Origin of the sequence: Haloimpatiens myeolchijeotgali (genome assembly GCF_042688525.2) — a bacterium.
Taxonomy (GTDB): domain Bacteria; phylum Bacillota; class Clostridia; order Clostridiales; family Clostridiaceae; genus Haloimpatiens.
In genome coordinates this window covers 1,089,609-1,104,560 of sequence record NZ_JBHWAB010000001.1, presented here as the reverse complement: position 1 = coordinate 1,104,560, position 14,952 = coordinate 1,089,609, and the positions used below count along the sequence as shown (strand labels likewise).

Annotated in this window: 12 protein-coding genes; 2 read left to right on the top strand and 10 right to left on the bottom strand. The window is 26.5% G+C overall.

All coding sequences use genetic code 11. From position 1 onward, the window contains the following. The first annotated feature begins 146 nt into the window (after window positions 1–146). On the top strand, window positions 147–974 hold the full coding sequence (speE, locus tag ACFIJ5_RS04900; protein ID WP_379804495.1) for a polyamine aminopropyltransferase: 828 nt from the start codon (window positions 147–149) through the stop codon (window positions 972–974). 270 nt (window positions 975–1,244) lie between these two features. Here speE and ACFIJ5_RS04895 read toward each other — a convergent pair whose 3' ends face one another. Then, window positions 1,245–3,017, bottom strand: a complete 1,773-nt coding sequence (locus tag ACFIJ5_RS04895; RefSeq protein WP_404661191.1) for an Eco57I restriction-modification methylase domain-containing protein — start codon at window positions 3,015–3,017, stop codon at window positions 1,245–1,247. Between the two features lie 72 nt (window positions 3,018–3,089). Here ACFIJ5_RS04895 and pdaA point away from each other — a divergent pair, with 72 nt between their 5' ends. After that, window positions 3,090–4,139 carry a delta-lactam-biosynthetic de-N-acetylase gene (pdaA, locus tag ACFIJ5_RS04890; protein WP_379804490.1) on the top strand — a complete coding sequence of 350 codons (1,050 nt, stop codon included), beginning with the start codon at window positions 3,090–3,092 and terminating at the stop codon, window positions 4,137–4,139. Between the two features lie 50 nt (window positions 4,140–4,189). Here pdaA and ACFIJ5_RS04885 read toward each other — a convergent pair whose 3' ends face one another. The 9 genes from ACFIJ5_RS04885 to ACFIJ5_RS04845 all read right to left on the bottom strand — a co-directional run bounded on the left by ACFIJ5_RS04885 (window position 4,190) and on the right by ACFIJ5_RS04845 (window position 14,938). After that, entirely contained in the window at window positions 4,190–5,356 is a 1,167-nt protein-coding gene (locus ACFIJ5_RS04885) for a CD0519/CD1768 family membrane protein (RefSeq protein WP_379804487.1), read from the bottom strand. 29 nt (window positions 5,357–5,385) lie between these two features. Next, a complete protein-coding gene (locus ACFIJ5_RS04880) occupies window positions 5,386–6,024 on the bottom strand; it encodes a cyclodeaminase/cyclohydrolase family protein (RefSeq protein WP_379804484.1) in 639 nt (212 codons plus the stop codon). A gap of 201 nt (window positions 6,025–6,225) precedes the next feature. Further along, window positions 6,226–7,479: an imidazolonepropionase gene (gene hutI / locus ACFIJ5_RS04875; protein ID WP_379809538.1), complete on the bottom strand. Its 1,254-nt coding sequence runs from the start codon at window positions 7,477–7,479 to the stop codon at window positions 6,226–6,228. 417 nt (window positions 7,480–7,896) lie between these two features. Beyond that, on the bottom strand, window positions 7,897–8,793 hold the full coding sequence (gene ftcD, locus ACFIJ5_RS04870) for a glutamate formimidoyltransferase (RefSeq protein WP_379804482.1): 897 nt from the start codon (window positions 8,791–8,793) through the stop codon (window positions 7,897–7,899). Between the two features lie 33 nt (window positions 8,794–8,826). Then, window positions 8,827–10,350, bottom strand: a complete 1,524-nt coding sequence (gene hutH / locus ACFIJ5_RS04865; RefSeq protein ID WP_379804479.1) for a histidine ammonia-lyase — start codon at window positions 10,348–10,350, stop codon at window positions 8,827–8,829. Between the two features lie 152 nt (window positions 10,351–10,502). Further along, window positions 10,503–11,387 (bottom strand): DMT family transporter, encoded by an 885-nt coding sequence (locus ACFIJ5_RS04860; RefSeq protein ID WP_379804476.1) that lies wholly within the window; start codon window positions 11,385–11,387, stop codon window positions 10,503–10,505. 360 nt (window positions 11,388–11,747) lie between these two features. Next, the gene (locus ACFIJ5_RS04855) at window positions 11,748–12,299 is read right to left on the bottom strand and encodes a nitroreductase family protein (RefSeq protein ID WP_379804474.1); all 552 of its coding nucleotides are present in this window, start codon (window positions 12,297–12,299) and stop codon (window positions 11,748–11,750) included. Between the two features lie 86 nt (window positions 12,300–12,385). Next, window positions 12,386–13,507 carry a glycosyltransferase family 4 protein gene (locus tag ACFIJ5_RS04850; RefSeq protein WP_379804471.1) on the bottom strand — a complete coding sequence of 374 codons (1,122 nt, stop codon included), beginning with the start codon at window positions 13,505–13,507 and terminating at the stop codon, window positions 12,386–12,388. A gap of 18 nt (window positions 13,508–13,525) precedes the next feature. After that, the gene (locus ACFIJ5_RS04845) at window positions 13,526–14,938 is read right to left on the bottom strand and encodes a flippase (RefSeq protein WP_379809536.1); all 1,413 of its coding nucleotides are present in this window, start codon (window positions 14,936–14,938) and stop codon (window positions 13,526–13,528) included. Window positions 14,939–14,952: the final 14 nt, after the last annotated feature.

Here is a 14,952-nt window from a genome sequence, read left to right as displayed (position 1 = left end):
TCTAATTCTATATTTTAGATTTTTTTCCTTCTTTTTCAAAATATTTTTATAAATAATGTAATGTAAAAATTTAATTGATATATTATTAGCAATGTTGGTATAATAATATAATGATTATTAATATTTGTAAGGAGGCCTATTAAATTATGGAAATGTGGTTAAAAGAAGCACAAATCCCAGATGCCGCTATGACTTATAAAGTTAAAGAAACACTAATTAGAAAAAAAACTAAATATCAAGATTTAGCTATAGTTGATACCGATTTTTTTGGAAGAATGTTAATACTCGACGGTATAATTCAAACAACTATTAAAGATGAGTATGTATACCATGAAATGATAGCTCATATACCACTATTTACTCATCCAAATCCTAAAAAAGTTCTTGTAGTAGGTGGTGGTGACGGTGGTTCCATACGAGAAATTCTTAGACACCCTTCAGTTGAAAAAGCTGTTTTATGTGAAATTGATAAGGATGTAGTAGAAGAATGTAAAAAATACCTTCCTGAAATAAGTTCTGCTCTTGATAATCCTAGATGTGAAGTGTTTATTGGGGATGGTATAAAGTATGTACATGAACATAAAAATGAATTTGACATAATAATTATAGATTCTACAGATCCTTTCGGAGCTGCTGAAGGTTTGTTTGGTGGAAGTTTCTATAAAGAAATTTTTGAATGTCTAACTGAAGATGGTATTTTCATAGCACAAACTGAAACTCCTTTTTATCTTCCTGAAGTTGTAAAAAGAGTATATAATGACGCAAAAGCCATCTTCCCTGTAACAAAATTATTCATGGCAGGTATACCAACATACCCAAGTGGTTTTTGGAGTTTTACAATAGGTTCTAAAAAATACGACCCTGAAAATGTAGATTTATCTAACAAAATAGATTTAGACACTAAATATTATACTAAAAAGCTGCACAAATCATGCTTTACTTTACCTAAATTTGTAGAAGATCTTATAAAGTAATTAAGCTTTCACATGTACTAAATCAAAAATTTAAATGGTATTTTATTCCAAACATTAACTATATAAAATAAAGTATAAAGCTTAAAGTTAAAAGAACAAATAATGATATTTTTCTTATAGAAAAACTTTTTACTTAATTTTATAATTAATTGATTTTCAAGAACTTTATTTTGAAAATCTTCCTTATTTGTTCTTTATACTTTTTACTTTATATTTGTGTCATTCAATATATAATTTATCTAAAATAAGTTTTATATACAAAGTAACTTACTAATCCTTAGTATTTTCTTTGATAATTCTTATTTCTTCCTCATCCAATTCAAAAAATTTATATAATTCCATTTCATCATTATGAAAATCAAACATAGTAGGAATGCACAATTTCATAAGATTATTAGGATAATATTCATACAAGTCCTCTCCTAATTTTTTAGCAAAAGTTTTAAAATAAAATTCATATACTTTACTATTTAATAAAAACAATAAATATTCATATGTAAAAGGAACATTTTTATTTAAGATAAGACAATATACATCTGCACTAAAAAAACTTCCTTTATCTAATGCAAATCTATTTTTATTTGATTTATATGGGAAAACTATCTTTTTACTTTCAAATATACTATGTACTCTTCCCCATTGAAGTTGATACCACTTTCTAACTCCCCTTATGCATTCACGTCGATTCATAAGTTTATCTTTATATTCTTCAATATGTTTTATACTATTAGGATATTTTTCAACGTCATGTATAAAATCTGAATATATTAAATAATTATCATATTTTTTTACTAAGTTCTTCTGTATATAACTACTTTTAATCCACGGTCTTATTATATCTTGTTCTAATTTTTCATTTTGTATATCTTTCTTATTTACAACAAAAGCTTTATCACAACCTGTTATTATTCCTTGGTAACTATCGCATATATTCCTTAAGTTAGTAAAACTTTTTTCTTCAATTTTATTTATTATATTTCTTTCCTTTTCATCCCTTAATATCCATCCTTTATTATTTAATAAATTTTTATTTAAATAAAATTTATTATATTCTTTTCCCATACTTAAAAATAAAGAATTATAAAATTCTTTCTTTCCTCTATGTTTATTTTGCATTGGTTTTATAACTTCAATGTCATAATTACTTAATCGCTCATTACTTAAAAATATTATAACAGGATCTATACCAACATTTTTAAATGGTCTTATACCATAAAAATCTACTATTTTGTAAATAGAACAAATTTCTTTCAATACTTTTCTTAATTCTTCCCCACTAGGAGATTCTAAAAAATATCTTGAAGTAATAAATCCTAACTTACCACTTTTATTTATTTTAGATAATGCACTCTGAAAAAAACAGTAAGAAAGATCACTTTTATCCTTATATATATCTTTATATACATTTTTTAATTTTTTAGAATAATCCTTATTAATTGATTTTTTTCCTATATAGGGTGGATTTGCAATAAAAATATCAAATTTAGAATCCACATCTCCTAACAAAAAATCTTTTTTAAAAAAGTTATTATTACTTTGTCCACTACAGCAAAACAAATCTATAGTAAGTATTTTTAGTGCAAGTTCATCTACATCAAAACCATATAAATTATTTTCTATAATATGTTTATTTATATTATCTTCTTTTAAGTTCAAATTGAATTTACTATTTATCTGTTTTAAATTTTTCATGTAAATTTTTCTTATATAGTTAAAACATGGTATTATTATATTACCACAACCGCATGCTGGATCTACAATTTTTATATAGGGATTATTAACTACATCTTCTTCATTTATAGTATTTTTAATTATAAAATTAGCTATCTCTTTTGGAGTATAAACTACTCCCTTTATTTTATTTTTTTGTATATATTTACTATATATTTTGCTAAATTCAACACTTTTGTCAATATTTAATTTGCTTTTATAGTTATTTATAGCTTGAATTTTATACATAATATCTATAGGTTGAAAAATTATTTTATAAATTTCATCTATAATCTTTATCATAAGTTGAACCATTTTTTTTCTCCTTGTCATATAATTAATGTATTAGTATAAATATCTTCGAACAATATAAAAGTATATCATATGTTAGGGGTGAATTTAAATATGAAACGAAAATTAATATTTTTCTCTGCCATTGCATGTTTATTAATTACATTTTCTGCATGTAAAAATATGAAAGAAAATTCATCTAAATATAATTCTACCAAAGCTGTGTCTAGTAATAATATTTATAAAGATGAATCTAATACAATCAATACAATTTACTCAGAAGCCAACAATAATAGTAATGACAATACCATTAAAACTAATAATAACATTAAAATAAAAAATAAAGATAATTATGATAACAACAAAAATCTTAAAACAATCACTAAGGACAAAAATAAAACAATAAAAAAGATTGACAAAAGTAAAAAATTTCAACAATCTAATAATACAATATCATCATTTAATTCACTCAGTCAAATTGAAAAGAATTGGTATTATGTCCCTAGGAATGATGGTATAACACCTAGATGTGATGATAAATCCCTACCTCTTTTAAAAAAATATAATGGATATTATGTAGGAAATACTTCATCCAAAATAATATATTTAACTTTCGATGAAGGTTATGAAAATGGGTATACTAGTAAAATATTAGATATCCTTAAATCTAATAATGTAAAAGCAGCCTTTTTTGTAACTACTCCGTATATAAAAGACAACAAAGAATTAGTTAAAAGAATGGCAAAAGAAGGTCATTTAGTTTGTAATCATTCCACCCATCACCCTTCTATGCCTTCTATAAAAGATATTGAAAAATTCAACTCTGAATTTTCAACTTGTGCAAAAACTTTTCAAGATATAACTGGAGAAGATATGCCAAAATTTTTTAGACCACCTATGGGAAAGTATAGCGAAATGTCTTTAAAACTTACTAATGATCTTGGCTACAAAACTATTTTCTGGAGTTTCGCATACTATGATTGGGAACCTTCTAAACAACCAAGTCATGAAAAGGGTAAAAAAACAATATTGCAAAGACTTCATCCTGGAGCAATTTATCTTTTACATGCTGTCTCTAAAACAAATACTGAAATATTAGATGATGTTATCAAAGAAATAAAAAATAAAGATTACACTTTTAAAACATTGAATGAATTAAAATAATATACAAAAACAATTAATAATTAATTTTTAATTATTAATTGTTTCTCTTATTAGATACTTGATATCAATAGATATATAAAATGTGCTGAAATTCCTGCCACAAGCCCACCAATAGTATGACTTAATATAGCCTTTCCTGTAAGATGTCTGCATTCTAAACTATCTAGCATAGCAACATGAGTACTTAAATATCCACTCCAACACATTCCCATAGCAGTAAATACAGCAATTTCATTTGCACCTATAATATTATTTTGTAAAAACTGTGGAACTAAACTTATTGCAGCTCCTACTGCTCCTAATGCTGTAACAGGGAAAGCTATTGCTTGTGAATTTTTGAAACCTAATAGAGGTTTTAATATAAAAGAGAATTTATCTCCTATCCATGGAAGTATTGGAACACCTTCATAAGCTGCTCCAGTGTAAGCTCCACTTGCAGTTGGACCATTAGTAAGCATTAATACTATTGTACATATTATAACTACTCCTGGAATAATTGCCATTCCCATATCTACTCCTGTTTTTCCACCTTCAAGCATTGCCTCTAGAAATCTCTTTCCTGCACTTCCTTCTCTTATTTCTCTATAATTAATCATATCAAAATTATCAGTATTATTTTCTACTACCATTTCATCTACACCATAAACTTTTTTTGTAAAATGGAGCATAATTCTTACACTTATTATACTTCCAATAAGAGCACCTATATTTCCAACTAATGCTGGCATAATAAAACTTTCACCTTTAGGAGAAACTTGTGCTATCATGAAAGTAGTTACTATTAATCCCATACCAAAAGCTGTTCCTAAATTAGTTAAAGCAGGTAATTGATATTTTTTAAAATATCTCTTAAAACCTGAATCCTGTGCTAAAGTTATAATAGCAGGATTATCTGATAAATACGTTGTTATCATACCAAGCACAGCAGCTCCAGGTAAATCATAGAGAGGTTTCATTAATGGAGAAAGTATTTTGTTTATTATAGATACAACTCCAAATTCTGAAAGTAAAGCTGCAATAGCACCTGCTAAAACTGCTATTCCCATAATAAAAAGTACAGTATTCAAGATTAAATCATGAGCAGTTCTCATAAGGGTGTTAAACATATTAACTACTCCCATTTTAGAACCTAACACATAAAAAAATAGCATAAAAAATATTAAAAATATTATTCCTTCTAAACTAATAGCTTTTTTTGTTCTCCTATTACCCTCCATCTCTATTTCCTCCAACCAACAATTAATATTTATCCTTCTATTACATTATTGACAACTTTTAATATTTTATTTTTCTTTTCTAACCCTTCATTTGTTAATTGTTTACATTTATTGCTTATATTTTTTTTATATTCTTTATCTTTAATGGTAGAAAGATTTATTTTAACATTTAAAATAGCACTTTCTATAGCTGTTTGAACAAGTAACGCTGCAACCCCAGCATCAGAGATAGCATTTTTATTTCCATATTCACAAGCAACCATTAAATATTCATATATATTAAAACCTTTTTCTGCTACTTCTAATGGAACTTGTAATGCTTTTTTATAACCTTTTTGTATCTTTTCACTTCTAATTTTTTTATCTTCATCATTCTCTTTTGGTAATTTAAATGCTTTCATTAATTCTAAAAAACATTTTGTATCTTCATTCATTAATCTTAAAAATTCATCTTTATCATGAATTGCTTTATCCAGACTGACTTGCACCAACTGTTTAGTATTTTCATCATATTCATTAAACATTTTTTTACCTACTGTTAAATTAAAAACCATTGATCCTAATGCACTAGATAATGATGCACATAAAGCTGCTACACTTCCCCCACCTGGTGCTGGAGACTTAGAACTTAACTCTTCTACAAATTCATTAATTTTCATTTGATCCATAACAAAACCTCCACATATTTATTAAGTAAAACCTAAATTATTTTTATCTGACGTCTAATTATTTTATCTATATAAAATTATACACAATATTATCATAATATTCTATATATTTTTTCATATTTATGAAATTTATCATAAATATTTTGAATTTTTTAAAATCTAACTATTTTCAACTATCAACTCTCAAATATCCTCTATCCTTTAATTCATAATCTTACCATCTTGAACTACTATTTTACCATTTTTAATAACCTTGTCTATAGAATTTACTCCAAAATGATAAATTAAATAATTTAAATTCTTACTATTAAAAATAGCAATATCTGCTTTTTTACCAACTTCAATACTACCTATTTCTTTTTGTTTATTAACTGCACAAGCAGCATTTATTGTCATAGCATTAATAATTTCTTGTGGAAATAATTTCATTCCAAAACATGCAAAAGTCATTACCTGCTGCATTGATTCTGTTGGAGATGAACCTGGATTGCAATCTGTAGCTAATGCTATTGGTACTCCACTATCTATCATTTCTCTAGCACTTGCAAATTTATTAAGCATTAAATAAAAGGATGTAGTAGGAAGTAATACTGCTACAACTTCATTATCTGCTAATGCTTTTATCCCTTCTCTAGAAGCCGCTACTAAATGTTCTGCAGAGGTAGCTTTTAATTCTCCTGCTAATTCTGCACCACCAATTGATTCAACTTCATCTGCATGAATTTTTACTTTGAATCCTTTTTCCTTTCCAGCACTTAAAATTCTTCTAGCTTCTTCTACAGAATAAACTCCCTTTTCACAAAAACAATCTATAAATTCTGCTAAATTATTTTCTTTAACATATGGTATTACTTTTTTTATCATAAAATTTATATATTCTTCTCTGTCATCTTTATACTCTTCTGGTATTGCATGAGCTCCTAAATATGTAGAAAAAACATTTATAGGATGGATAGCATTTAATTTTTTGTTGACTTCTAACATTTTCATTTCAGTTTCAAAATCTAACCCATATCCTGATTTACTTTCAATAGAAGTTGTACCATGCAATAACATAACATCTAATCGTTTTTTTGATTCTTCATAAAGTTTTTCAAAAGATGCATCTTTAGTATCTCTAACGGTGCTTAATATTCCTCCACCACTTTCTAATATATCTATGTAACTCATATTATTGAGTTTAAGAGGTAATTCTCTTTCTCTAGAACCTCCATAAACAACATGAGTATGACTATCAATTAAACCCGGAGTGACAGTTTTTCCTTTTGCATCTATTACTATATCATTATCTTTAATTTTTTTTAGATACGTCTCACCTTTTCCAACTTCTTTTATTATGTCATTTTCGATTACCACATAACCATTTTCGATTATCTTAGCATCTTTCATTTTCTCTTTAATTTTTTTATGACTTCCAGCACAAGTAACTAAACACTCAATATTCTTTATTATCATTGACACATGATACACCTCCATATTTATTCTAAAGAAAAGCATATTTTATACTATATATGCTTTTCTTTCAAAATCATATTATTTATTACTCAACCATTCTTAATTTTACATTTTAAATTATTAACTCAACTTTCGCATTAAGAAAATACTGTCTAGCTAAGGGAAATGATATGTTGCGTAAGAAACATTTAACAACAATTAAGAATTAATAATTAAAAATGAATAATGAAGGTTGATTTTTGCTTTAGCAAAAATCTTTAATTATATATTAGTTATTTTGCCCTAAGGCAAAATTTCCTTAATTATTAATTATTCATTATTAACTATTAATTATCTTTAAAATACAAGGTTTCTAAGCAAGATATCCTTTCCCGTAGCGACTATTTTTCACCTGCGAAAGTTAAGTTTTTACTTTTACTATTCCCACATTCTAGTTTCTAAAACTTGTTTCATTGAGAAATTTTCTAATTGTAAATAATACTCTACACTTTGAATTAATGCCGCCATTGGTATAAGTCCAACTACTTCACTTCCTATAACATTAACTCCATAGCGTTTGGCTTCCATTTTAACCATTTCAAATACTCTATAAACTGCAGTTTTTTCGTAATTAACTAAATTCATAGATACTTGAGCTATATTTCTATCTTCTAATTTCACTCCCATAGCCTTTACATATCTAAGTCCACCACCTATGTGTCTAATTACCTTTGCAATTTTATCTGCTACCTCGATATTATCTGTATCCAAATTGATATTATATGCTATAAGTGGAACTCTAGCGCCTACTGCAACACATCCTCCTTTAGTATTCACTTCAGTAGGACCATAATCTGGTTTCCAATTTGGGTCTTTTATCTTTTCAAAAAAACCTTCATATTGTCCTTTTCTTACTACTGCTAAATTTTGTCTTCCTTTGCTTGTTGCTGCTTTTTCATATAAATATACTGGTATATTAAATTTTTCTCCTATAGACTTTCCAACTCTATTTGCAATCTCGACACACTCATCCATACTAACCCCACTTATTGGTACAAATGGAACAACATCTACTGCTCCCATTCTAGGATGTGCACCAGTATGATTTCTCATATCAATATTTTCATAAGCTAATCCTGCCATATTTACCATTGCTTTTTCCACATCTTCAGGTGTACCAATAAATGTTACTACACTTCTATTATGACTAGCATCTGAAGAATAATCTAGCAATTTTACTCCTTCTGTTTTTCTCACGCCATCTACAATTTTTTCAATTACTTCTTTATTTCTTCCTTCACTAAAATTAGGTATACACTCTACTAACTTTGCCATATCTATTTCCCCCTTAAATAATAATTTTAAAAATTAATACAAAAGTTTAACTTCCTCTTCAACTGCTTTTACAAGTTCCCCATTTTCTAAAAGTTTAGTACATTTATCTAATTCTCTATACATAACTTTGTCATTTTCTATAAACTGAACATTTTTTCTTACTAAATCATATGCCTTTTGAGTACCTTTTCCAAGTTTAAATCCTTCTCTAAAGTCAATTGCCTGACAAGCCGCCATAATTTCTGTAGCAAGTACTCTTTGAACATTTCTTAATATTTCACCACTTTTTCTAGCTGCTATAGTTCCCATACTAACATGATCTTCTTGATTTGCAGAAGATGGTATAGAATCTACAGAAGCAGGATGTGCCAATACCTTATTCTCTGATACCAAGGAAGCTGCAGCATATTGAGTTATCATGAATCCTGAATTCAATCCACCATGTTTAACTAGGAAAGGTGGTAAATCATTTAATTGATAATTTATAAGTCTCTCTAATCTTCTTTCAGAAATGTTAGCTATTTCTGAAAGTGCTATACCCAAGAAATCAAAACTTAAAGCCATTGGTTGTCCGTGGAAATTTCCTCCTGATATTACATCTCCTTCTTTTGTAACTATAGGATTATCTGTTACTGAATTTATTTCAATATCAACTTTGTCTTTTACATAATTTACTGCATCTTTACTTGCTCCATGTACTTGTGGAATGCATCTTAAAGTATATGCATCCTGAACTCTAATTTCTCCTTGTTTAGTAGCATAACTACTACCTTCTATGAGATTTAGTAAATTTTCTGCTGTCACTATTTGACCTTTATGTGGTCTTATCTTATGTAATCTTAAATCATAAGCATCTTTTATTCCTCTCAATGCCTCTACGGAAAGTGATGCTGCAATATCAGCAGTTTTTATAACATTTATGCTGTCATATAATACTAAAGCTCCTGCCGCAGTCATTACAGGTGTACCATTTATTAAAGCTAATCCCTCTTTTGCTATTAAATCTACAGTGTCTATTCCTGCTTCTTTCATTGCTTCTTTACCACTCATAATCTTTCCATTATACTCTGCTTCACCTTCTCCTAACATAGGAAGTACCATGTGAGCAAGTGGTGCTAAATCTCCTGATGCTCCTAAAGATCCTTTTTCAGGAATTACAGGGTGAACTCCTTTATTAATCATATCTATAAGAGTATTTAATGTTTCTAATCTTATTCCTGAATACCCTTTAGCTAAAGTATTAATTCTTAATAGCATTATAGTTCTTACTACATCTTTAGAAAAACTTTTACCATATCCACAAGCATGAGATATTATTAAATTTTTTTGAAGAGTCTTACAATCATCATGAGAAATAGATACTTCTGAAAATTTTCCAAACCCTGTAGTTACACCATATACAACCTTTTCATTTTCCACTATATCATCAATTATTTTTCTTGATTTATTAATTTTATCCTTTGCTTCATCACTAAGATTAATTTTACAGTTTTCTCTAGCTACTTTAACTATTTGTCCTAATGTTAAATCGTTTCCATTTATTATCATTTCTCCCATATCCCTATTCCCCCTATATATTTTTATAATTTATAATATTATTAATATTCTATTTTATTCAACAATTACCTCTATTTTTCCACGTTTGAATTTTCTGAATTTATTTAATAATTTATCACTTTGCCTTGTTAAAAGTTGAAAATTGAAAGATTTTAAATGGAAGTACTGCTTTTTCTAAATAAAATACTAATTGATAATACTATTAGTATGCTTCCTATAATAATATTAACTGTTAACGGCTCCCTTAAAACAATTATTCCTAATATCAAACTTACAATAGGTTCTAAAGTACTAAAAATTGAAGCCTTTGATGGACCTACTATTTTTACACCTTTTATAAAAGTCATTAATGCTACTATAGTTGATATAAACGCTAGAAGAACTATACATATAAAGCTATAAAAATTAATAGTTAATTTCAAACTTTTTGTTCCTATTCCAATTAGTAAAACAACAACATTCGCTATCATTGACATATAAAAAGTTATTACATAACTATCAATTTTCTCTATTAACTTGTTTGAAACACCAATAACATATAAAGAAAAAAATAACGATGCTAAAAATGCTAATAGTATTCCTTTCATATTAAAATTAGTATTTTTAATTGAAACTAATGTATATACTCCTAATAAGCAAAATAATAATGAAATTATTTTCTCCTTATCTACTCTTTCTTTATATAGAATAAAAGATAAAATAGTTACAATAACTGGATATGTATATAAAATCATTGTAGCAAGTCCAACTGAAATATAATTATACGAAGAAAACAATGTTATTGATGTAAGTGAATATCCAAATATAGAAATAAACATAATTAATAAAAATTGTTTGATTGTTATCTTAAAAGATATGTTATTTTTTAACAAATAAATTCCTAGCATTATTGTTGCAAATAAAAATCTTAAAAACAATAAACCATAAGTATTAATACTTTGTTTATATGCTAATTTTGCTAATACAGGCATAATACCAAAAGAACTAGCTGACAATACTAAGTATAATATTCCTTTCATCTGTTTTGAATTATTCATCTTCCCATACCCCCAATATAAATTATTTTCAACTAAATTTTACCATTGTTTTTCATAAAAATAAAACTCTCACTGAAATGTGAGAGTTAATTATTCAACTTTCACAGGTGAAAAATAGCCGCTACGGGAAATGATATCTTGCTTAGAAACCTTTCACTTCAGTAACAAGTTCTAAGCTTTACTCATGTTGAAAAAAGATTTTTTAATTAATATTCCGTAGGAATCAGTAATTAAAAAATGACTTTTTTCAAATTCGTAAAGCTAAGAACTTGTAAACTTTGCTAAAATGTTTCTTACTCAATATATTATTTTCCTTCGCTAAGCAGTATTTTTTTACTGCGAGAGTTGAGTTAATTATTATTAATGAATAGTCTCAGTATATGATTGATTCCACGAATTTGCAAAAACATAATCATTAACATTTTTCTTATTGTAATGAGATTTATTTTCACCAATTTCTCCTACAGGAGTCATTGCTATTACTTTAAAATTTTCTGGAATATTTAATATATTTTTTATCTTATCCTCATCAAATGCTCCTATCCAGCAAGTTCCATAGCCTTCATTAGAAGCAGCTAATATAAAATGTTCCATAGCTATAGCGCTATCTACTAAATAGTATTGTTTATCATCTACTGTACCTGATTCATCTGGAGCACCTACAACTACAGCAACTACTGGTGCTTTTTTTACTGAATCATTAGCTTCTTGAGTTGTATTAAGAACTGTATTAGCAATTTCATCTTTCTTGTTCTTATCATCAACTATTATAAATTTATAAGATGATTTATTTTTCCATGAAGGTGACATCATAGCAGCATTAATCATCCTAGATAATTTATCATTATCTACAGGTGTATCTTTAAATTTTCTTATACTTGTTCTATTTTCTATTACATTATAAAAATCCATGTAATCACACTCCTTTTTTACGTTAGTATGTGTGTTTACATGGATTTTTATTCTAATACTTAAAACTTTATAATAATATTTATACGTTAGTAAAGTGCTTTCAAGCTAACATTCAATTTATGTATTATTTCATCCCAATTAAAATTTTTCTTACATAGATTATATGTTTCTCGTGAATATTTTTCTAAATTTTTGTTATTAATAAATTTTTCTAATTCATGTGTCAACGCTTTTGTATCATTTACATTAACTATCATACCATTATTATTTTGCACTAATTCCCGGGAAATACCCACATCTGTAGATACTATAACATTTCCTAGCGCCGCTGCTTCTACAAATGCTATGCCAAAACTTTCAAATTCTGATGTTAAACAAAATATTTTAGATTTACTATATTGTTCAAATAACTCTTTTCTATCATGTACAGCACCTTTAAACTCTATAATGTTTTTCAGATTATGATTTTTTTTAAAAAACTTATCTATGTAATCTTGAAAACCATCTTTAATTGGCCCTACAATAACTAACTTCCATCCACTTTTTTCAATATTTTTAATATTTTTAAATGCTTCTAATAACATTGGAGTATTTTTTTCAGCCGCTCCAACTCTAGCTACATTCAAAATTATATTATCTTTTATGTTATAGTCATATTTGAGAGCTTTCTGATGTAAAGATTCATAATCTACACCATCAGGTATATTTATTATTTTTTGCTTTTGATTTGGTAATAAGGTTTTTAATTTTTCACAAAGTACTCTTTGCTCTGCACTTATTAAATCAACTTTATCTAAATACATATTCAAAAATTTTTTCTGTATACCATTTAGAGAATATATCTTTTCTACTAACTTATGACTACAATCAAGTTTTAAATAAATTTTACCTTTTGGATTCAATTTCTTATATTTTAAAGCATAAAACATAGAATACATTGTAACATGAAATATTTGTAATATATCAATGTTTTTCGCTTCTCTTTTTAGGTATCTTATGCCGTCTAAAGTATAACTATTAAACTTTTTATCAATAAACTCTACTTTGAGTCCTTTAACTTCATTTTTTAAATATTCATATTCCCCTAATTTATAACATGCAACATATGCATCATATCCGTATAATTCATGCAACTTATAAGGTATCATTCCCATATCTTTTATTAAATTTACATTCCGTGTATTAGGATATAAAACGCAATATCTCATAGACCCACCTTCCTAAAACTATATACCACTTTTCTTCTTTAAAAATTTTTTTACCTCATCTAAAGTCATATACTTAAATATCACAATTGATGAAAAATATACAATTATAGATACAACTATGTCTATGATAACATGTATATTAAGTAATTTCATCACTATTATACCAATTACCATAATAAATGTTGGCATAATAACTCTAATTATATTTTTCATATAATTTGTTTTTACTACTTTAAAAGCATATCTTTGCATAAATAAATAATTTAATATCTCTGATATTACTGTAGTAACTGCAGCAGCTACTATTCCATACAATGGAATTAAAATTAAGTTTAATACCACGTTTGTCATGGAAGATATAATTACTGTTTTTAAATATTCTCTTTCCATATTCCACGCATTTAAAGCATATCCATAAGTTTCTCTCATAAAAAGCACTAAAACATAAATTAATAATATACTTAAAGGAACATGTGCACTTACATACTCCTGTTTAAAAATAAGTATAATTATTTCTTTAGATAATAATATTCCTCCTACACAAATAGGAACTGCTAACATTATGACGATCTTACTCACATTATCCATAAGCTTATTTAAATATGATTTATCATTATAATTATAATATTGAATCATTACTGGAAATACAGGAGTAAAAACTACCGCTATCAAATTAGTTAAAAAGAAAATTATTTTATAAGCTGAAGAATAAATTCCAAGCTCTGCATCACTTCTTAAAAATCCAATTATTATTGAATCCATGTTACAATTTATCATAGATAATAAACTTGAAATAAGAAAAGGAGATGCTATTTTTATATAATTGAGCATTACTTTCTTATGTATACCTAAATTATAATTTAGCTTTTGTTTAGATTTATATATGTATGATTGATATAAAACTGCAAATAATAAACCTATAGAAGTAAAAATAGGTATATAGTATATGCGATTTTTATTTTTAAACAAGAGCATTATTAGTACAAAAGGAACAAAATTTCTTATTATATTATACAGTGCATTATGATGCATTTCTTGTATTCCAGAAAAAAACCAATCTATATTAAAACTTAATGGAAATACAGTAAGACCATATAAAATAAGCAAGTTTCTAAATTCTACCCCTTTATTTGCAAATACTGCTATCACGCAAACAATACAAAAACATATTGATGCTATTATTAATCTAAGAGAAACAATATCTCCTACTAATCTTTCTGTATTCTTTCTATTTCTTGATATTTCTCTAGTACCATAGGTTTGAAATCCAAATAAAGTTATCATAGTAAAATACATCAATATAGATTGTGCTAAACTTACTTTACCAAATTCAACTTTTCCAATAATTCTAGCATAATAAGCAATAACAAAAAAAGCCATAAGTTGAGATACTATATTAGCAAATCCTACAGATAAAAAATTTTTTACGATCTTATTAATTTAAG

What these genes read in the sequence shown, in the direction of transcription:
- speE (WP_379804495.1), top strand. Translation starts at nt 147, where the DNA reads ATGGAAATGTGGTTAAAAGAAGCACAAATCCCAGATGCCGCTATGACT.
- ACFIJ5_RS04895 (WP_404661191.1), bottom strand. Translation starts at nt 3,017, where the DNA reads ATGACAAGGAGAAAAAAAATGGTTCAACTTATGATAAAGATTATAGAT.
- pdaA (WP_379804490.1), top strand. Translation starts at nt 3,090, where the DNA reads ATGAAACGAAAATTAATATTTTTCTCTGCCATTGCATGTTTATTAATT.
- ACFIJ5_RS04885 (WP_379804487.1), bottom strand. Translation starts at nt 5,356, where the DNA reads ATGGAGGGTAATAGGAGAACAAAAAAAGCTATTAGTTTAGAAGGAATA.
- ACFIJ5_RS04880 (WP_379804484.1), bottom strand. Translation starts at nt 6,024, where the DNA reads ATGGATCAAATGAAAATTAATGAATTTGTAGAAGAGTTAAGTTCTAAG.
- hutI (WP_379809538.1), bottom strand. Translation starts at nt 7,479, where the DNA reads ATGATAATAAAGAATATTGAGTGTTTAGTTACTTGTGCTGGAAGTCAT.
- ftcD (WP_379804482.1), bottom strand. Translation starts at nt 8,793, where the DNA reads ATGGCAAAGTTAGTAGAGTGTATACCTAATTTTAGTGAAGGAAGAAAT.
- hutH (WP_379804479.1), bottom strand. Translation starts at nt 10,350, where the DNA reads ATGGGAGAAATGATAATAAATGGAAACGATTTAACATTAGGACAAATA.
- ACFIJ5_RS04860 (WP_379804476.1), bottom strand. Translation starts at nt 11,387, where the DNA reads ATGAATAATTCAAAACAGATGAAAGGAATATTATACTTAGTATTGTCA.
- ACFIJ5_RS04855 (WP_379804474.1), bottom strand. Translation starts at nt 12,299, where the DNA reads ATGGATTTTTATAATGTAATAGAAAATAGAACAAGTATAAGAAAATTT.
- ACFIJ5_RS04850 (WP_379804471.1), bottom strand. Translation starts at nt 13,507, where the DNA reads ATGAGATATTGCGTTTTATATCCTAATACACGGAATGTAAATTTAATA.